We start from the raw sequence: 19,328 nt of genomic DNA, 5'->3' as shown, positions 1-19,328 counted from the left end.
CGCATCCGCACCGGCGAGACCGGTTCGGACGCGATCTGACGCAGCGTCGCTCCTCTCTGCAACGACGAAAACTGCGGCCTGACACTCAGGACCGCGGCTTCATGGCGGCCATCGACGCCGTTCTAGGAAGGGATTGAACGAGAATGTCTAAGACCGCGACGGACGTCCTCAAGGAAATCAAGGAAAACGACGTCAAGTACGTCGATTTCCGCTTCACCGATCCGCGGGGCAAGTGGCAGCACGTCACGTTCGACGTGTCGCTGGTCGACGAGGACATCTTTGCCGAGGGCACGATGTTCGACGGCTCGTCGATCGCCGGCTGGAAGGCGATCAACGAGTCCGACATGCTGCTGATGCCGGACCCGGCGACCGCCTGCATGGATCCGTTCTTCTCGGCCTCGACGATGTCGATCGTCTGCGACGTGCTCGAGCCGGCGACCGGCGAGCCCTACGGCCGCGACCCGCGCGGCATCGCCAAGAAGGCCGAGGCCTTCGTGAAGGCGAGCGGCATCGGCGACACCATCTTCGTCGGCCCCGAGGCCGAGTTCTTCGTCTTCGACGACGTCCGCTTCTCGGCCGACCCGTACCACACCGGCTTCAAGCTCGATTCGGTCGAGCTGCCGATCAACGGCCAGACCGAGTACGAGGGCGGCAACCTCGGCCACCGCGTCCAGATCAAGGGCGGCTACTTCCCGGTCCCGCCGCAGGATTCGGCCCAGGACATGCGCGGCGAGATGCTGGCCGCCATGCAGTCGATGGGCGTCAAGGTCGAGAAGCACCATCACGAGGTCGCTTCGGCACAGCACGAGCTGGGCATGAAGTTTGACACGCTGACCCTGATGGCCGACCAGATGCAGATCTACAAGTACTGCATCCACAACGTCGCCCAGAGCTACGGCAAGACCGCGACCTTCATGCCGAAGCCGGTCTACGGCGACAACGGCTCGGGCATGCACGTCCACCAGTCGATCTGGAAGGAAGGCAAGCCGCTCTTCGCCGGCAACAAGTATGCCGACCTGTCCCAGGAATGCCTGTGGTACATCGGCGGCATCATCAAGCACGCCAAGGCGCTCAACGCCTTCACCAACCCGTCGACCAACTCCTACAAGCGCCTGGTGCCGGGCTACGAGGCCCCGGTGCTGCTGGCCTACTCGGCCCGCAACCGCTCGGCCTCCTGCCGCATCCCGTGGACGACCTCGCCGAAGGCCAAGCGCGTCGAGGTCCGCTTCCCCGATCCGATGGCGAACCCCTATCTCGCCTTCGCGGCGATGCTGATGGCCGGCGTCGACGGCATCGTGAACAAGATCGATCCCGGCCCGGCCATGGACAAGGATCTCTACGACCTGCCCCCGGCGGAGCTCAAGGAGATCCCGACCGTGTGCGGCAGCTTGCGCGAGGCCCTCAACAGCCTCGACGCCGACCGTGAGTTCCTCAAGGCCGGCGGCGTGTTCAACGACGACTTCATCGACTCGTTCATCGAGCTGAAGATGACCGAGGTGATGCGGTACGAGATGACTCCGCACCCGATCGAGTTCGTGAACTACTACTCGCTCTGAGCCGAAGCCGGTTCGAGCGTCGGGAACGAGAGGGGGCCGGAGCGATCCGGCCCCCTTCGCGTTGGAGGGGCCCCACGCTTGGCACCGGCCTTGCCGCGTCGAGGTGGAACGCTGCGTCAGCGGCGACGCGATCCCGGAGCCCCGCATGACCGACCCGACGTCCGATTCCCCCGCCGCGACCCTGCGCGCCCTGCTGGCCGCGCTGGTCAAGGCCGCCCTGATCGCCGACGAGGCCCGTGTCGCCGCCTGGTGCCGGGAGGCGGAGGAGATGAACCGGCGTCTCTCGGATCAGGACCTTTCGGGCCTCAAGCTCGACGGCATCTGGACCCTGGCGGTGCGCGAGGCCGAGGCGCCGGCCCTGAGGCCCGACGAGACGCAGGTCTCCCTGACGATGCCGCAGGCCTGCCCGCTGCCGCTCGACGCCCTGGCGGGACCGGGCTTCGACGTCGATGACGCCGTGGACCGGGTCCGCAAGTCGGCCTCGACCGGCTGAGCGGTGGCTCCTACTCCGAGCCCGCCGCCGCCGTGCGCGGATCGAGCGGGATGCTCTGCGGGAAGCGGAAGATGTTGTCCGGGTCGTACTGGCGCTTGACGGCGCTGAGCCGGGGCAGGTTCCTGCCGTAGTAGGCGTGCTGCCAGTTCGGCAGGTCGCGGCTCGGGAAATTGACGTAGGAGCGCGGCTGCACGTAGGGCTGCATGGCGGCGAAGTACTCGGCGAGCCAGGCGCGCTGGCGGGCCACGACGTCCGGCGTGTCGAGCGGGCTCCAGGACGCCTCGATCTCCAGGATGAAGTCGGAGCGGCGGTGGACGTAGGCAGTCGCCTCGGGGGCCACCGCCTTCACCTGGCCGCCGACCGCGAACAGGATCCCCATGTTGTCCTGCCGCAGCGAGCCGCCGGGCCAGCGCTCCATCCAGGCCATCATCGTGTCGAGGCCGTCCCCGCCGAGGCGGTCTTCGACGAAGCTCGAGCGCATGTCGTAGAGGCCGGTCGGATCGTCGGTGACGAGGTAGTCCCGCGCGCTCCAGTAGTTCAGGCCGTTGATCTCGGCGACGATCGGCTCGGCCAGGGCGAAGGCCGGGGCCAGGAGCTCGCGCAGCCGGGCCGGCGGGCCGAAGAACTGGCCGAGGGTCTGCACCCGCAGCTGGTCGCGCCGGGACGACGCCGCCGTCGCCGGGGCGATCTTGCTACGGGTCGCGACCTCGCGGGGATGGGCGAGCTGGATCTCCTGCAGGGCCAGCATCAGCTCGACCTGGCGCTTTGCCGGCCAGACGATGTTGAAGGTCGTGACGTCGCCCACCTCGTGCAGCGCGAAGGTGAACGAGGTATGCGCCGCGAAGTTGCCGCCGCCGCCGCCGCGGGCGGCCCAGAACAGGTCGTTCTCCTCGCCCGGCCGGTCGCTCGCGCGGCGCAAGGTACCGTCGGCCGTCACCGCCTCGGTCGCCCGCAGGGCGTCGCAGGTCAGGCCGTAGCGCGTCGCCGAGAAGCCCCAGCCGCCTCCCAGGACGAGACCGCTGGTGCCCACCGTCGGGCATCGGCCCGAGGCGACCGCGAGGCCGGTGGCCCGCAGGGCATCGGCCATGTCCTGGTTGCTGGCGCCGGCCTGGACCCGGACGAGGCCGTTCTTCGGATCGAGGGTGATCCCGCTCATCGGCTTGACGTCGATCAGCAGCCCCCGGGTGGTCGAGAAGCCGGCGTAGTTGTGCCCGCCGGAGCGGACCGCGAAAGCCTGGTGTTCCTGGCGAGCCCAGTCGATGCAGGCGCGCACGTCGTGGTCGTCGACGCACATCGCGATCGCCGACGGGTACACGTCGGCCCAGCGGGCGTTGTTCGGCCAGGCGGCGACGAGGTAGCCCGGCTCGCCCGGACGGATCAGCCGGCCGTGCAGGTCCTTCGCCAGCGCGTCGAGCCCTCGCGCCGGCGGGGCCTCCAGGGCCGCCGCGCCGGAAAGCCGGCTGCCGAGGGCGGCGCCCGCCATCACGGCGCCCGACTGGAACAGCCGGCGCCGGTTCACGCCCGTCGGCTGCGTGGTCGTGATGTTCTTGGTCATGGTGCGTCCGAACTTCTCCAGCCGATTCTGGCGACCACAATCAACGGTCTCCACAGCGGCATGGTCAATGGTGTTTTCTTCGAAATATTATTTTATGACTTGCGCGGCGATTCGCTGAACATTGATTAATATTGCGTTAACCGAATTGCACTCACGAGGCGGGCCGCGTCACGACCGGGTCGGGCCGCAGCCCCGCCGGGGACGCCCGGTCCTCCGCGGCGTTGCCCCGGGGCCGCGCGCATCCCATATTTCCGATCAGCGGCCGCGGCTTACCCGCCGGGAGCCGTCACGTCCCGCCTTGGATCGACCTGTTGGCCAAACGAAATCACCCGAAAGCGGCGCACGGCGCCCTGCCCACCCGCGAGGCCGTGCTCGCCTTCATCGAAGAGTCGCCGCAGAAGGTGGGCAAGCGCGAGATCGCCCAGGCCTTCGGCATCAAGGGCGCCGACAAGATCGAGCTCAAGCGCCTGCTGAAGGATTTGCAGGAGGAGGGCGCGATCGAGAAGGACCGCGCCGGCCTGCGCAAGGCCGGTCGCCTGCCGCCGGTCGTCGTCGCCGACATCGACACGCGGCGCGACCGCGACGGCGAGCTGGTGGCGCGGCCCGCCCAGTGGGATCCGGATGCCGGACCGGCGCCCCTCATCACCGTGCTGATGCCCCGCGGGCGCCGTGCCAACGGGCCGGCGCCGGGCACCGGCGACCGGGCCCTGCTCAAGATCGAGCCCGATGGCGACGCGCCCGGGCGCTATCTCGGCCGGGTCATCAAGGTGATCGGCCGCAACAAGGCCGAGACGCTCGGCGTCTTCCGCGCCCTTCCGGCTGGCGGCGGGCGGATCGTCCCCGTCGACAAGAAGGCGCAGGGGCGCGAGATCGCCGTGCCGCCGGGCGGGGAGGGCGACGCGCTCGACGGCGACCTCGTCACCGTGACGCTCGGCCGCGAGGACCGGTTCGGGCTGACGCAGGGCCGCGTCAAGGACCGCCTCGGCAGCCTCGGCTCGGAAAAGGCGGTCAGCCTGATCGCGCTCCACGCCCACGGCATCCCGCACGTCTTCCCGCGCGAGGTGCTGGCGGAGGCGGAATCCGCCCGCGAGGTCGGGCCGGAGGATCGCGAAGATTGGCGCGAGTTGCCGCTCGTCACCATCGACCCGCCGGACGCCAAGGACCACGACGATGCCGTGGTGGCGATCCCCGATCCCGATCCGGCCAATCCGGGCGGCTTCGTGGTCACGGTGGCGATCGCGGACGTCGCGGCCTACGTCCGGCCCGGCACCGCCCTCGACCGCGAGGCGCTGATGCGCGGCAACTCGGTCTATTTCCCCGACCGGGTGGTGCCGATGCTGCCGGAGCGGATCTCGAACGACCTCTGCTCCCTGCGCCCCGGCCAGGACCGGCCGGCGCTCGCCGTGCGGATGATCGTGACAGCGGAGGGCCGGAAGCTCCGCCACAGCGTCCATCGCGTCATGATGCGCTCGCGCGCCAAGCTCGCCTACGCCCAGGCGCAGGCCGCGATCGACGGCAGGCCCGACGAGGTCACCGCCCCGATCCTCGACGGGGTGCTGCGCCCGCTCTGGGCCGCCTACCGGGCCCTCGCGACGGCGCGCGACGCGCGAGGACCGCTCGCCCTCGACCTGCCCGAGCGCAAGGTGATCCTCAACCCCGAGGGCGGGGTCGACCGGGTGATCGTGCCGGAGCGCCTGGAGGCGCACCGGCTGATCGAGGAGTTCATGATTCAGGCCAACGTCGCGGCGGCCGAGACCCTGGAGGCGGCGGGCCAGCCGCTGATCTACCGCGTCCACGACGAGCCCTCCCTGGAGAAGATGCGAGCGCTCGGCGAGGTGATGGCCTCGATCGGCCTGAAGCTGCCGAAGGAGGCGAACCTCCGCCCGGCCCTGTTCAACCGCATCCTCGGGATGGTGGAGGGCAGCGAGCACCAGCTCTTCCTCAACGAGGTGGTGCTGCGCTCCCAGGCCCAGGCCGTCTACGCCGCCGAGAATGCGGGCCATTTCGGCTTGGCCCTGCGCCGCTACGCCCACTTCACCTCGCCGATCCGGCGCTACGCCGACCTGATCGTGCATCGGGCCCTGATCCGGGCGCTGCGCCTCGGCTCCGACGGACTGCCGGCGGGCATGGCGGTCGGGGACCTCGCCGAGATCGGCCAGCAGATCTCGGCCGCCGAGCGCCGCGCCATGGCGGCGGAGCGCGAGACCATCGACCGGCTGATCGCCCACCACCTCGCCGACCGGGTCGGGGCTACCTTCTCCGGCCAGATCTCGGGCGCGACCCGCTCGGGGCTGTTCATCAAGCTCGATGAGACCGGGGCCGACGGCTTCGTGCCGGTCTCGACCCTCGGGGCCGACTACTTCCGCTACGAGGAGGGCCGGCACGCCCTCGTCGGCGAGCGCACCCGGGAGACCTTCCGCCTCGGCGACAAGGTCGAGGTCCGCCTGATGGAGGCCGCCCCCGTCGCCGGCGCCCTGCGCTTCGAGATCGCGGGCGGCGGCCGCACCGGCGTGCCGAGTGCCGCCCGCGGCGGGCCGCGCAAGGTCAGGCCGGCCCTGGAGCGCCGCGACAGCCTGACCAAGCGCCGCGGGAGACGCGCATGATCGAGATCCACGCCGGCCCCGCCGCCGAGACCGCCGAGACGCCCGCCGCGCGGCCCGGGACCGATCCGTCCTGGGCCTTGGCGATGTGGCGCGGCTTTCGCAACCGCTGCCCGCATTGCGACGAGGGACGGCTGTTCCACCGCTTCCTCAAGGTGCGGGGATCGTGCGAGGCCTGCGGTGCCGAGCTGCACCACCACCGTGCCGACGATCTGCCGCCCTACCTCGTGATCTTCGTCGTCGGCCACCTCGTCGGACTGGCGATCCTCGAGACCGAGATGCGCCTCGACGTGCCGCTGTGGTTCCAGATGACGGTCTGGCCGACCGTCGCCCTGGTCGCGTCGCTCCTGCTGCTCCAGCCGACCAAGGGGGCAGTGGTCGGGTTGCAATATGCCCTTGGCATGCACGGCTTTTCCGCGATACGCCGCGCCGGGGCTCAGTCAGCGGACGGCTTGGGCCGGCACGAGTTGGGCCAGGACGAGACGGAGACGCGGGATGGCGGCAGGACCGACGGACGGGAGCGCGGCGCCGGCCGTCCCTGAGCGGAAGAAGCGGCCCCTGCGGATCCGCAACGCCGCGACGCTGATCATCCTCGATCGCTCGGGCGATGCCCCGAAGGTGCTGATGGGCCGGCGCCACGCCGGCCACAAGTTCATGCCTGGCCTGTTCGTGTTCCCGGGCGGGCGGATCGAGCTCGGCGACCGGAGCATGCCGGTGGCCGGTACCCTCAACGACCGGGCCGAGGCGGCGCTCGCCGCCGGCGTCCACCCGCCGCTCTTCCATCTCGGCCGGGTGCTGGCGCTCGCGGCGATCCGCGAGACCTACGAGGAGACCGGGCTGATGATCGGCAGCCGGGATTACGGCCCGCCCGAGACGGCGCCCGCCGGCCCCTGGTCCGCCTTCCGGGAGGCCGGCGTGATGCCGGACCTCGAGTTGCTGCAGTTCGTCGCCCGGGCGATCACGCCGCCCTCCCGGCCCAAGCGCTTCGACACCCGCTTCTTCGCCGTCGACCGCGAGGCGGTGGTGGCCGAGACCCCCGGCATCGTCGGCCCCGATTCCGAGCTGACCGAACTCGCCTGGGTCAACCTCGCGGAGGCGCGCAAGCTGGAGCTGCCGCGCATCACCGCCATCGTGCTCGACGAGCTGGAAGCGCGGCTCGCGGCCGGTTTCAGCCCGATGCTGCCGGTGCCGTTCTTCCGCGACGTGGACGGCGAGCACACCCGGGAAGAGCTGTAGCGTCCCGGTCGCCGAGGGGCTGTCCCAGGGGTGGTCTTCGCCGGCTACCTGGCCCATATGAGCCGCCCCTGACGGCCAGCCCCAGCATGACCAGCCTCACCACCGATTCCGAGTTCGACGCCGCGCGCCTCGCGGCCATCGCGGCGGCCATCGCCTGCGTGGCGGTGGTCGGCATCGGGCTCAGCCTGTCGATCCCGCTCCTCTCGCTCGAGATGGAGCGGATGGGCCTGTCCAACACCTGGATCGGCGTCAACACGGCGATCGCCGGGGTGGCGAGCATCGTCGTTCTGCCCTTCGTGCCGCGGCTGGCGGCGCAGGTCGGGGTGATGCCGCTGCTGCTCGGCGCCATCGCGGTCGGGGCGGCGGCGCTCCTCGGGTTCCGGGCGGTCTACGACTTCGCCTGGTGGTTTCCGCTGCGCTTCGTGTTCTCGGCGGCGCTGGGCGTGCTGTTCGTGCTGTCTGAGTTCTGGATCAACCAGGCGGCGCCGCCGGCCCGGCGCGGGCTGGTGATGGGTGTCTACGCCACGGTCCTGGCGCTCGGCTTCGCCATCGGCCCGGGTCTGCTCAGGCTCCTCGGCACCACCGGCTGGGCGCCGTACCTCGCCGGCGCGGCCCTGTTCTGCGCCGGCGCCCTTCCCCTTGTGATGGCCCGCGGGCTGTCGCCGGAGATCCCGCACAAGGGCGGGCGCGGCTTCCTCGGCTACCTGCGGGTCGCGCCGTCGGCCACCCTCGCGGCGCTGATCTACGGCGCGGTCGAGACCGGCGGCTTCGCCATCCTGCCGATCTACGGCCTGCGCCTCGGCCTCTCGGCGGAGCAGGCCGCCGGCCTCGTCAGCGTCGCGGCGCTCGGCAACGTGCTGTTCCAGATCCCGGTCGGGCTCCTCGCCGACCGGGTCGACAAGCGCCGGGTGCTGCTCGGCGCCGCGCTTCTCGGCGCGCTCGGCGCCGCCGCCCTGCCGCTCGGGGCGGGGGAGCCGTGGCTCCTCGCCGGCATCCTGTTCGTCTGGGGCGGCATCGCCGGCACGCTCTACACGGTGGGCCTTGCCCATCTCGGCGCCCGCTTCGACGGCGCGGCGCTCGCCGGCGCCAACGCCGCCTTCCTGGTGCTGTACAACATCGGCCTGGTGCTGGGGCCGCCGCTGGTCGGCGGCGGCATGGACCTCGCGTCGCCGCACGGCTTCGCCTGGTCGCTGGCGCTCCTGTTCGTCGCCTACCTGGCGGTGGTGGGCGGGCGGATGATCCGGGCCGCACCCTGACGCCGGCGGCGCGGCCCTCGGTCGCCCGGGCTTGACGCCCGGAGGGCGATGGGGCAGGAAGGCGCCGCGTTCTGGCCGGGCCTGCCCGGCCGTTTTGCGTTTCGGTCCTCCGGGCGCAACACCCATCAGCCACAAGAGGTCGCGCCATGGCCAAGGCCGTCACCGTCAAGATCAAGCTGCTCTCGACCGCCGATACCGGCTATTTCTACGTCACCAAGAAGAACTCGCGTACGAAGACCGACAAGCTGTCGTTCAAGAAGTACGACCCGATCGCGCGCAAGCACGTCGAGTTCAAGGAAACCAAGATCAAGTAAGATCCGGCCGCGTCGCGCGGTATGAAAAAGGCCGCCCCTTGGGCGGCCTTTTTCCGTTGTGGGTTCGCGTTCAGCCGAACAGGTACATCGCACCCGGCAGGGTGACGAGGCCGGCGGCGCAGCCATAGGCCAGCCACAGGCCCGGTCGGCGGGCCGCGAGGCGGCGCAGGCGCTTGGCTGTCGGCCCGGCCTTGACGCTGCGCCCGTTCACGCACGAGCACAGGAGGTGATGGGCCTCGCCGGTGCTCAGCTCGAAGAAGCTGCGCGCATCCCCGAAGGTGTCGCCGGCAAGCCCGCTCGCCCGCAGGACCGGATCGGCGAAGGCGAAGGCGAGCGGCGAGTTGTCGGCCCGGATCGCCGCCCGCATCCGCCGGGGCACGAACTCGATCTCTTCCAGCGTCGTGAAGCTGCGACCCGGGTCACGCTCGAGGATCTCGGCGAAGCGCTCGAGACGGGCCCGGCGCCCCTCGAGCAGGGCCGGGACCGTCTCGACGTCGGCGATGTCACGGATGTGGCGGAGCGGCTGATGTTCCATGCTGGGCATCCTCGTCGATGCGCTGCAGTCCGTTGCGCGCTGCTGTTGAGCCAGCATGCTACAAGCATCCCGTGGATGCATTCGCTCACGTTAACACATTCTCTTGATTGCTAGACTGTCGAGCTTCTGACGAATTCCGCGAACATCACCTGCATCAAGGGCTTAACGATGCTGTGCTAAGCTTGGCCTTTTGGCTCCTGCCACCCGTCTGCGACCGCCGGACGCACGGGCGCGGCGCCAGGCAGGCCTCGCGGACGTAGTGATGGGTTGCGCGACTTGGTTTTGCGACGGACCGAGGGCCTGATCGGACGAATCGTCGGCTGACCCGACGCTTCGTCCGCTTCGCCTCAGGTCACCTCGAACCAGCCCCACAGGCCGGTGTCGAACCGCTCCAGCGCCGTGGCGCTGATGAGCCAGCGGCCGGGATTGTCGGCCAGGAAGGCGATGCGGGCGGTGCGGCCCTCGAGCAGCTGGAAGGTGTCGAGCCAGTACGGCTCCCAGCCGTCGTCGAGGGGGTGCAGCAGCCGGAAGACGTGGCCGTGCAGGTGCAGCGATTGCGGGAAGCCGGTGCCGTTCGTGAGCGCCAGCACCACCGCGGTGTTGCGCTTGACCGAGAGCAGCGGCGGATTCTCCGCCCGGCCGGCGGCGCCGTTGAGGGTCCAGATCCGGGTCGGGTCACCGGTGAAGACCGGGGCGGCCTCGGGCTTCGCCTTGTCGAGGACGGCGCCCCCCGCGATGGCGACGTCGCGCCGGAAAGCGTTCTGGAGCTTGATCTCCGGCGGCAGCAGCGGGTTCTCGCCGATCGGCGCGACGGCCGGACGGGCCGGCACCGGATCGCCCTTCGGCACGATGCGGGCGAGCGGCATGCCCTGGCCGATCAGGGCCACGACGCTGCCTGCGGGCTCGGACGCCCCCGGCACGTCGAGCAGGATGTCGTAGCGGGTGCCGGGCGGGAAGGGGAGCGTCGCCCGCAGGGGCTCGAACGTGTCGGTCGGCTGGCCGTCCACCGCCGCCACCCAGGCCTTGAGGCCGTCGAAGCGGATCCGCGTCGCCCGGGCGTTGCAGGCATTGGCGAGGCGCAGGCGCAGGCGCGTGCCGGGCGCCGCCTCGACCAGTTCCGGTGCCGGGCGGCCGTTGACGGTCAGCGCGTTGCCGAGCCGGCCCGCACTCGCCGCGAAGGCGACCTGCCCGAACGCCGCCAGGGTCCCGTCGGGCTCGAGCCGCCAGTCCTGCAGCAGCAGCGGCACCTCCCGGTCGACCACCGGGGGCTTGCGCTCCTCGACCACCAGCAGGCCGGAGAGCCCGCGCCCGGCGGGCTCGCTCGACCCGCCGACGACCAGAGGCCGGATCAGCGAGGTGCCGGCATCCGGCGGGGTGAACTCGTAGAGGAAGCTCCCGCCCGGGGCGACGGGCGCCTGGGTCACGCCGCCGACGCCGTCCATGGCGTTGCGGTTGCGCACCCCGTGCCAGTGTAGGGAGAGCGGCCGCTCGGTCTTGTTCTCCAGGCGCAGGCGCACGGCCTCGCCGAGCTTCACCCGCAGCACCGGGGGCGCCGCCTGGCCGTCGAAGGCCCAGACCGGCGTCTCGGGGGCCGGCTCCGGCCGGATCCGCGCCTGGCCCGGCGCCGCCGTCAGGCGCCGCGCCTCGGCGTCGGGGACCGCCGGGGCAGGGGCGCTCGCTCCCGGCTTGCCCGACGGGGACGCGCCGGCCTGCGCCCGCACGAGGGCCGGCGCGAGGGACAGGGCGGCGCCGGCGAGGAGCGCGCGGCGCGAGGGCGGCAGGGAGGACGGCATGGCACCTCGCTTGCGGAGAGTCGGGGCTTGCGGCGTACCGGGCCTCTGGCGCGACGGCGCAACCCCGGCGGCAGCGCCCGCCTTTTAGCCGGGGCGGACGCCCGGGGCGAGGCGGTGACCAAAATTCTTGCTGCGTGGCCGATACACCATGCTATAGAGCCGCGCCCGGGCGCGTAAGGCCTCGGGCGCGCTCGGGCGCGAGCGTCGCGGGCGTGGCGGAATTGGTAGACGCGCTGGATTTAGGTTCCAGTGACGAGAGTCGTGGGGGTTCGAGCCCCTCCGCCCGCACCACATCCGCCAGGCGACACGACGGATTGGGTTCAAGCAGCAAGGCCGGCCCATTGTCCTGATGGTCCCGTCGCACGGCGCAAGACCGCGCCGTCCGGGCCCGCAGCCAAGCCGGATTCGAAGGTGCAAGGCGGAATGACGATGATGCAGGTGACCGAGACCAAGTCCGAGGGGCTCAAGCGCGAATTCCAGGTGGTCCTGCCGGCGGCCGAGCTGGAGACCCGTCTGGCGACCGAGCTCGACGGGATCAAGGGCAAGGTGCAGCTCAAGGGCTTCCGCCCGGGCAAGGTGCCGGTCGCCCACCTGCGCAAGGTCTACGGCCGCTCGGTGATGGCCGACGTCGTCCAGAACGCCGTCAACGAGGCCAATCAGAAGATCGTCGAGGACAACAAGCTCAAGCTTGCCCTCGAGCCCCAGGTCCAGATGCCCGAGGACAAGGACGAGATCGAGAAGGCGCTCGACGCCAAGGCCGACCTCGCCTTCAAGATCGCCCTCGAGGTGATGCCGAGCTTCGACCTCGTCGACCTGTCGGACGTGAGCCTGACCAAGCTCGTCGTCACCCCCTCCGACGAGGAGATCAACGAGACGATCGAGCGGATGGCCTCGGCCAACCGCGCCTACGAGGACCGTCCCGAGGGCGAGGCCGCCCAGTCCGGCGACCGCCTGACCATCGACTTCACCGGCCGCATCGACGGCACCCCGTTCGAGGGCGGCACCGGCGAGGGCATCGACCTCGACCTCGGATCCAACACCTTCATCCCGGGCTTCGAGGACCAGCTGGTCGGCGCCAAGGTCGGCGACGAGCGCTTGGTCAAGGTGACCTTCCCGGAGAATTACGGCGCCGAGCACCTCGCCGGCAAGGAGGCCGAGTTCGACGTCACCGTGAAGGCCGTCAAGGCTCCGGGTGAGCTCAAGATCGACGACGAGCTCGCCAAGACCTTCGGCATGGACTCCCTCGACGCCCTCAAGGACGCCGTGCGCTCCACCATGGGCCGCGAGTACGAGGCGGCCTCGCGCCAGAAGCTGAAGAAGGGCCTGCTCGACGCCCTCGACAGCCGCTACTCCTTCGAGCTGCCCCCGAGCCTGGTCCACCAGGAGTTCGCCGCCGTGTGGGCGCAGGTCGAGCAGGACCTCAAGAACCGCGGCAAGACCTTCGAGGACGAGGACACCACGGAGGAGAAGGCCCGCGAGGAGTACCGCCGGATCGCCGAGCGTCGCGTGCGCCTCGGGCTGGTGCTTGCGCAGGCCGGCGAGAGCGCCGATATCAAGGTCTCGGACGATGAGGTGAATCAGGCCCTGATCGCCCGCATCCGTCAGTTCCCGGGCCAGGAGCAGCAGGTCTGGGATTTCTATCGCAAGACCCCGCAGGCGCTGGCCGAGCTGCGCGCCCCGCTGTTCGAGGAGAAGGTGGTTGACCACGTTCTCGGGCAGGTCAAACTGGTCGAGGAGCCCGTCTCCAAGGAGACGCTGTTCGCCGACGAGGACGATGCCGAGGCGGCCAAGGCCGACAAGGCCGAGGCTGCTCCCGCGGGTGAGTCCAACCCGGCCTGATCCTCGTCCGGCCCCGAACGGGCGGCGGGGACGGGGCCTGCGAGGTCGTTCGTTTCCGCCGCTACCCCGGCCGCCCCGAGGCGGCCGGGTTCCGTTCAGAGGGCCAGTGAGATGAGAGATCCGGTCGAGTACTACAACAGCGCGCTCGTCCCCATGGTGGTCGAGCAGTCGAGCCGCGGCGAGCGCGCCTTCGACATCTACTCGCGCCTGCTGCGCGAGCGCATCATCTTCCTGACCGGCCCGGTCGAGGACTACTCCGCGTCGCTGATCGTGGCGCAGCTGCTGTTCCTCGAGGCGGAGAACCCGAAGAAGGAAATCTCCTTCTACATCAACTCGCCGGGCGGCGTCGTCACCTCCGGCCTGTCGATCTACGACACGATGCAGTTCATCCGCTGCCCCGTCGCCACGCTCTGCGTCGGCCAGGCCGCCTCGATGGGCTCGCTGCTGCTGGCCGCCGGCGAGGCTGGCCACCGCTTCGCCCTGCCGAACGCCCGGATCATGGTGCACCAGCCCTCCGGCGGCTTCCAGGGCCAGGCCACCGACATCCTGATCCACGCCCGCGAGATCGAGGCGCTGAAGCGGCGCCTCAACGAGATCTACGTGAAGCACACCGGCCGCGACTACGACGCCATCGAGCAGGGCCTGGAGCGCGACAACTTCATGACCGCCGACGCGGCCAAGGAGTGGGGCCTCATCGACGAGGTGCTCCAGAAGCGCGCCGAGGCTCCGGCGCAGGCGTAAGGCCGCGTGCCTCACCCGCCGGAGGGTCCCGCTCCCGCGGGGCCACCCTCCTGCGGGCGGGAACCGCCTCCGAAGGCGGGTCCCCGCGATGCGGCCATTTGGCGGGAGCCTGTCGCATCCGCGGGATTGATCCGGCGGTGGCTGCGTGTTTGCATCGCGATTCTGCACCGGGCGCCCGGCCCGCGGGGGGCGGTGACTGTTTCTTTAGCCGGGCGCCACTATCTAAAAGCGATGCGGTCGCGCCCCTGGGGCGGGACCGGTCGGGGACTTGGAGACCCATATGAGCAAGGCTGGCGGCAACGACTCGAAGAGCACGCTGTACTGCTCGTTCTGCGGCAAGAGCCAGCACGAGGTTCGCAAGCTTATCGCGGGCCCGACCGTCTTCATCTGCGATGAGTGCGTCGAGCTGTGCATGGACATCATTCGCGAGGAATCGAAGTCCTCGCTGGTGAAGTCGCGGGACGGCGTACCGACCCCGAAGGAGATTCGGCGGGTCCTGGATGACTATGTCATCGGGCAGGACTTTGCCAAGAAGGTCCTGTCGGTGGCTGTGCACAACCACTACAAGCGCTTGGCGCACGCGACCAAGCACAACGACGTCGAGCTGGCGAAGTCCAACATCCTGCTGATCGGTCCGACCGGATCGGGCAAGACGCTGCTGGCCCAGACCCTCGCCCGCATCCTCGACGTGCCGTTCACCATGGCGGACGCCACGACGCTGACCGAGGCCGGCTACGTCGGCGAGGATGTCGAGAACATCATCCTCAAGCTGCTCCAGGCCTCGGACTACAACGTCGAGCGCGCCCAGCGCGGCATCGTCTACATCGACGAGATCGACAAGATCTCCCGCAAGTCCGACAACCCGTCGATCACCCGCGATGTGTCGGGCGAGGGCGTGCAGCAGGCGCTCCTGAAGATCATGGAGGGCACGGTCGCGAGCGTGCCGCCGCAGGGCGGTCGCAAGCACCCGCAGCAGGAATTCCTGCAGGTCGACACGACCAACATCCTGTTCATCTGCGGCGGCGCCTTCGCGGGCCTGGAGCGGATCATCTCGGCCCGCGGCAAAGGCACCTCGATCGGCTTCGGCGCCACCGTCCAGGCTCCGGACGACCGCCGCACCGGCGAGATCTTCCGCAACGTCGAACCGGAGGACCTGCTGAAGTTCGGCCTCATCCCCGAATTCGTCGGCCGCCTGCCGGTGCTGGCGACCCTCGAGGACCTCGACGAGACCGCGCTGAAGCGCATCCTCCAGGAGCCGAAGAACGCGCTGGTCAAGCAGTACCAGCGCCTGTTCGAGATGGAGAACGTCGACCTGACGTTCCAGGAGGAGGCGCTGAGCCTCGTCGCCCGCAAGGCGATCGAGCGCAAGACCGGCGCCCGCGGCCTGCGCTCGATCCTGGAGAGCATCCTGCTCGAGACGATGTACGACCTGCCCGGCCTCGACTCGGTCGAGCAGGTGGTGATCGGGCCGGAGGTCGTCGACGGCAAGTCGCGGCCGCTCTACATCCACGGCGACCGCGGCAAGGATGCGCCGGCGAGCGCCAGCGCCTGATCTCCGCCCAGAGGCCGCCGCGAAAACGGCGGCCTCTCGTTTGAGAATCGCCCGGACGCGGCCGGGGTGGCACGGTGCTTGAAAGCGGCACCCGGAGGAGCCACCTGAAGTCTACGCGGCGGCCGCATGCTCACCGAAACGAGGTGCGGTGCCGCGACCCGGCCGCTCTCCCCGTTCCGACCCCCGCGGCCCGGTCGGCCCCCATGCTCCTCCTGCTTTTCCCCGACGAGGGGAGGGACCTGGGCGTCACCACACAAGGAAGTCAGTCAATGACCCAGCCGAAATCGCGCCAGCCCGTCGTCCCCGGCTCGACCGGGACCTACGCGGTCCTGCCGCTGCGCGACATCGTGGTCTTCCCGCACATGATCGTGCCGCTGTTCGTCGGCCGCGAGAAGTCGATCCGGGCTCTCGAGGAGGCGGTGCGCGCCGATCGTCACATCCTGCTCGCCACCCAGGTCAACGCCACCGACGACGACCCGGCGACCGACGCGATCTACACCATCGGCACGCTCGCCAGCGTGCTCCAGCTGCTCAAGCTCCCCGACGGCACCGTGAAGGTGCTGGTGGAGGGCGGCGGCCGGGCCAAGATCCAGGATTTCGTCCGCTCGGACGAGTACTACGCCGCCGACGCCGAGGTGCTGCCGAACGATCTCGGCGACAAGATCGAGGCCGAGGCGCTCGCCCGCTCGGTGATCTCGGAGTTCGAGAACTACGTCAAGCTCAACAAGAAGATCTCGCCCGAGGTGGTCTCGGCGGTGATCCAGATCGACGAGCCCTCGAAGCTCGCCGACACGGTCGCGTCGCACCTGGCGGTCAAGATCTCCGACAAGCAGGCGATCCTCGAGATCCCCACCGTCGCCCAGCGGCTGGAGCGCGTGCTCTCGCTGATGGAGAGCGAGATCTCGGTGCTGCAGGTCGAGAAGCGCATCCGCACCCGCGTCAAGCGGCAGATGGAGAAGACCCAGCGCGAGTACTACCTGAATGAGCAGATGAAGGCCATTCAGAAGGAACTCGGCGACGAGGACGGCCGCGACGAGCTGGCCGAGCTCGAGGACAAGATCGAGAAGACCAAGCTGTCCAAGGAGGCGCGGGACAAGGCACTGGCCGAGCTGAAGAAGCTGCGCCAGATGTCGCCGATGTCGGCCGAGGCCACGGTCGTGCGCAACTACCTCGACTGGATGCTCGGCATCCCGTGGGGCAAGCGCTCGAAGATCAAGAAGGACCTGCCGGGCGCGCAGGCCATGCTCGATGCCGATCACTTCGGCCTCGACAAGGTCAAGGAGCGGATCGTCGAGTACTTGGCGGTGCAGCAGCGCGCCAACAAGCTCACCGGCCCGATCCTCTGCCTCGTCGGTCCTCCCGGCGTCGGCAAGACCTCGCTCGGCAAGTCGATCGCCAAGGCCACGGGCCGTGAGTTCGTGCGCATGTCGCTCGGCGGCGTGCGTGACGAGGCCGAGATCCGCGGTCACCGCCGGACCTATATCGGCTCGATGCCCGGCAAGATCGTGCAGTCGATGCGCAAGGCCAAGACCTCGAACCCGCTCATCCTGCTCGACGAGATCGACAAGATGGGCATGGACTTCCGCGGCGATCCGTCCGCGGCGCTCCTCGAGGTGCTGGATCCGGAGCAGAACGCGACCTTCAACGACCATTACCTCGAGGTCGATTACGACCTGTCGAACGTGATGTTCGTGACCACGGCCAACACCCTCAACATCCCGCCGGCCCTGCTGGACCGGATGGAGGTGATCCGCATCGCCGGCTACACCGAGGAGGAGAAGGTCGAGATTGCGCGCAAGCACCTGATGCCGGGCGCGCTGAAGAAGCACGGCCTCGAGGCCAAGGAGTGGTCGATCAGCGATGACGGCCTGATGCTTCTGATCCGCCGCTACACCCGCGAGGCGGGCGTGCGGAACTTGGAGCGCGAGATCTCGAACCTGATCCGCAAGGCGGTGAAGGAGATCCTGATCTCGGGGGTCAAGAGCGTGACGGTCTCGGCCGACAACCTCGACACCTTCCTCGGCCCGGCGAAGTTCCGCTACGGCGAGGTCGAGATCGACGATCAGGTCGGCGTCGTCACCGGCCTGGCCTGGACCGAGGTCGGGGGCGAGCTGCTCACGATCGAAGGCGTCATGATGCCCGGCAAGGGCAAGATGACGGTCACCGGCAACCTGCGCGACGTGATGAAGGAGTCGATCTCTGCGGCGGCGTCCTACGTCCGCTCGCGGGCCGTCGATTTCGGCGTCGAGCCGCCGCTGTTCGAGCGCCGGGACATCCACGTCCACGTGCCGGAGGGGGCGACCCCGAAGGACGGGCCCTCGGCCGGCATTGCCATGGCGACGGCGATCGTCTCGGTCATCACCGGCATCCCGGTGCGCCGCGACATCGCCATGACCGGCGAGGTGACCCTGCGCGGGCGGGTGCTGCCGATCGGCGGTCTCAAGGAGAAGCTGCTGGCGGCTCTGCGGGGCGGCATCAAGATCGTGCTGATCCCGGAGGAGAACGCCAAGGACCTGGTGGAGATTCCCGACAGCGTGAAGAACGGGCTCGAGATCGTCCCCGTCTCGCGCATGGATCAGGTCCTCGAGCGGGCGCTGGTGCGCAAGCCCGAGGCGATCGATTGGGACGAGCCGCTGCCGAAGGCTGCCCCCGCGCGGCCCGAGGACGATGCGTCGGGGCTGGTGGCGCACTGACGCTGCCGACCCGCTCCTGACATGAGAAGGGCCCCGGACCGCACGGACCGGGGCCCTTCTTCGTTCGGGCAGGGATCCTCTCGTGGCCGAGAGGACGTCGGGCGGATCTCAGGCGCTGCGGCGCCGGCCGAGGCCGCTGTTCTTGGCGAGCTCGGAGCGCTGGGCGGCGTAGTTGGCCGCGACCATCGGATAGTCGTGCGGCAGGCCCCACTTGCGCCGGTACTCCTCGGGGGTGAGCCCGCGGGTCGAGAGGTGGCGCTTCAGCGACTTGTACTGACGACCGTCCTCGAGGCTGATCAGGTAGTCCGGAGTCACCGTCTTCTTGACCGGCATCAGCGGGGTCGGCTTCTCCGGCTCCGCGGCTTGCGGCGTCCCGAGCCGGCTGAGCGACTGGTGGACCGCGTTGATCAGGGCCGGCAGGTCGGCCAGCGGCACCGAGTTGTTGGACACGTAGGCTGACACGATGTCGGCAGCGCGTTCAATCAGGTTGGTTTCTTGCTCTTGGTCCAGCATTCAATGAGCTCCGATGGCAGAGTGGGAGCCCCATGCGTGTTCGCATGCCGCAGGTCAATATTTCTTTTTGGTAATGCGACAGAATTACACCAGAGAAACAAAGTTGTGCACCACCGAAGGGTTGCGAATGCGTGAACCGCATTCCGAGTGCTGCCCATGCGCTGCGGTAATACAGGCCTTGCGTGCTAGGTCGAGGCGCGTGTCGTGTCACGCGAGGCGGGACCGCTGCCGTCTTCGGTGGAGGACCAGGAGAGGGGAGGGGGCCTGTCGCGAAAGTTTCGCAGAGGGGTTGACGGGGTCGGGCTGGTGGGCCTATACGACCACCCATCGGCGCCGGCCGCTACCGCGGACCGGGCGCTGAGACGTCTTCTGCACAGTCTGGGCCGGCGAGCCTGACCTTGGTCAGGTGCTGGTCCTGTTGTTGCCGATGATTGCCGGTGCGAGCCGGCCTGCTCTTTGACAAGTACATCTGAGAAAGAGAAGCGTGGACGGCGTTGTCCCTGCGGATCCGGGTTTCGGCCTGGATCGTGAGTAGGATGATGCTGGTTCGACGTTTCGGTGCTCACACGACCGGCGGAAACGCTGGTTGGTTGTGTGCTTCCGTTTATGTTGTGATCAGCTTGAGATCTAACTCTTCAACTTGAGAGTTTGA

General features: G+C 69.4%; 15 protein-coding genes and 1 tRNA gene. 12 read left to right on the top strand and 4 right to left on the bottom strand.

Annotated elements, in window-relative coordinates:
- Window positions 1–143 precede the first annotated feature (143 nt).
- Window positions 144–1,556: a type I glutamate--ammonia ligase gene (glnA, locus tag VQ02_RS16985; RefSeq protein WP_048445386.1), complete on the top strand. Its 1,413-nt coding sequence runs from the start codon at window positions 144–146 to the stop codon at window positions 1,554–1,556.
- A 145-nt stretch (window positions 1,557–1,701) separates the two neighbouring features.
- A complete protein-coding gene (locus VQ02_RS16980; RefSeq protein ID WP_048445385.1) occupies window positions 1,702–2,049 on the top strand; it encodes a hypothetical protein in 348 nt (115 codons plus the stop codon).
- Window positions 2,050–2,059: 10 nt separating this feature from the next.
- Here VQ02_RS16980 and VQ02_RS16975 read toward each other — a convergent pair whose 3' ends face one another.
- Window positions 2,060–3,604, bottom strand: a complete 1,545-nt coding sequence (locus tag VQ02_RS16975; protein ID WP_083469270.1) for an FAD-binding oxidoreductase — start codon at window positions 3,602–3,604, stop codon at window positions 2,060–2,062.
- Between the two features lie 311 nt (window positions 3,605–3,915).
- Between VQ02_RS16975 and rnr the strand changes: the two genes are divergently transcribed.
- From rnr to rpmG, 5 genes are all read left to right on the top strand, one after another.
- A complete protein-coding gene (gene rnr, locus VQ02_RS16970; protein WP_048445384.1) occupies window positions 3,916–6,207 on the top strand; it encodes a ribonuclease R in 2,292 nt (763 codons plus the stop codon).
- On the top strand, window positions 6,204–6,746 hold the full coding sequence (locus VQ02_RS16965; protein ID WP_048445383.1) for a DUF983 domain-containing protein: 543 nt from the start codon (window positions 6,204–6,206) through the stop codon (window positions 6,744–6,746). The genes rnr and VQ02_RS16965 overlap by 4 nt, the downstream gene beginning before the upstream one ends.
- Complete coding sequence (locus VQ02_RS16960; protein ID WP_048445382.1) at window positions 6,700–7,440, top strand: NUDIX hydrolase; 741 nt, start codon at window positions 6,700–6,702, stop codon at window positions 7,438–7,440. Before VQ02_RS16965 ends, VQ02_RS16960 begins: the two co-directional genes overlap by 47 nt.
- Before the next feature lie 86 nt (window positions 7,441–7,526).
- Complete coding sequence (locus VQ02_RS16955) at window positions 7,527–8,696, top strand: MFS transporter (RefSeq protein WP_048445381.1); 1,170 nt, start codon at window positions 7,527–7,529, stop codon at window positions 8,694–8,696.
- A 146-nt stretch (window positions 8,697–8,842) separates the two neighbouring features.
- Window positions 8,843–9,010, top strand: a complete 168-nt coding sequence (rpmG, locus tag VQ02_RS16950; RefSeq protein WP_048445380.1) for a 50S ribosomal protein L33 — start codon at window positions 8,843–8,845, stop codon at window positions 9,008–9,010.
- 70 nt (window positions 9,011–9,080) lie between these two features.
- Here rpmG and VQ02_RS16945 read toward each other — a convergent pair whose 3' ends face one another.
- Together VQ02_RS16945 and VQ02_RS16940 are read right to left on the bottom strand one after the other, a co-directional pair.
- Window positions 9,081–9,545, bottom strand: a complete 465-nt coding sequence (locus VQ02_RS16945; protein ID WP_048445379.1) for a hypothetical protein — start codon at window positions 9,543–9,545, stop codon at window positions 9,081–9,083.
- 347 nt (window positions 9,546–9,892) lie between these two features.
- Window positions 9,893–11,338 (bottom strand): multicopper oxidase family protein, encoded by a 1,446-nt coding sequence (locus VQ02_RS16940; RefSeq protein WP_048445378.1) that lies wholly within the window; start codon window positions 11,336–11,338, stop codon window positions 9,893–9,895.
- 206 nt (window positions 11,339–11,544) lie between these two features.
- On the opposite strand from VQ02_RS16940, the gene VQ02_RS16935 reads away from it, so the two are divergent.
- The 5 genes from VQ02_RS16935 (at window position 11,545) to lon (ending at window position 18,163) form a co-directional block, all read left to right on the top strand.
- A tRNA-Leu gene (locus tag VQ02_RS16935) sits at window positions 11,545–11,629 on the top strand.
- Window positions 11,630–11,770: 141 nt separating this feature from the next.
- Window positions 11,771–13,177, top strand: coding sequence for a trigger factor (gene tig / locus VQ02_RS16930; protein WP_048445387.1), 1,407 nt, complete (start codon window positions 11,771–11,773; stop codon window positions 13,175–13,177).
- A 111-nt stretch (window positions 13,178–13,288) separates the two neighbouring features.
- Window positions 13,289–13,918, top strand: a complete 630-nt coding sequence (locus VQ02_RS16925) for an ATP-dependent Clp protease proteolytic subunit (RefSeq protein ID WP_048445377.1) — start codon at window positions 13,289–13,291, stop codon at window positions 13,916–13,918.
- Between the two features lie 280 nt (window positions 13,919–14,198).
- The gene (gene clpX / locus VQ02_RS16920) at window positions 14,199–15,470 is read left to right on the top strand and encodes an ATP-dependent Clp protease ATP-binding subunit ClpX (protein ID WP_048445376.1); all 1,272 of its coding nucleotides are present in this window, start codon (window positions 14,199–14,201) and stop codon (window positions 15,468–15,470) included.
- Between the two features lie 269 nt (window positions 15,471–15,739).
- Window positions 15,740–18,163: an endopeptidase La gene (lon, locus tag VQ02_RS16915; protein WP_048445375.1), complete on the top strand. Its 2,424-nt coding sequence runs from the start codon at window positions 15,740–15,742 to the stop codon at window positions 18,161–18,163.
- A 108-nt stretch (window positions 18,164–18,271) separates the two neighbouring features.
- On the opposite strand, the gene VQ02_RS16910 is transcribed toward lon, so the two are convergent.
- Window positions 18,272–18,676, bottom strand: a complete 405-nt coding sequence (locus tag VQ02_RS16910) for a Ros/MucR family transcriptional regulator (protein ID WP_048445374.1) — start codon at window positions 18,674–18,676, stop codon at window positions 18,272–18,274.
- Between the last annotated feature and the right edge of the window lie 652 nt (window positions 18,677–19,328).

The sequence above is a fragment of the Methylobacterium variabile genome, assembly GCF_001043975.1.
GTDB lineage: Bacteria > Pseudomonadota > Alphaproteobacteria > Rhizobiales > Beijerinckiaceae > Methylobacterium > Methylobacterium variabile.
Note: the sequence above shows the minus strand (reverse complement) of the source record. Positions and strands in the feature narration are given on the sequence as shown.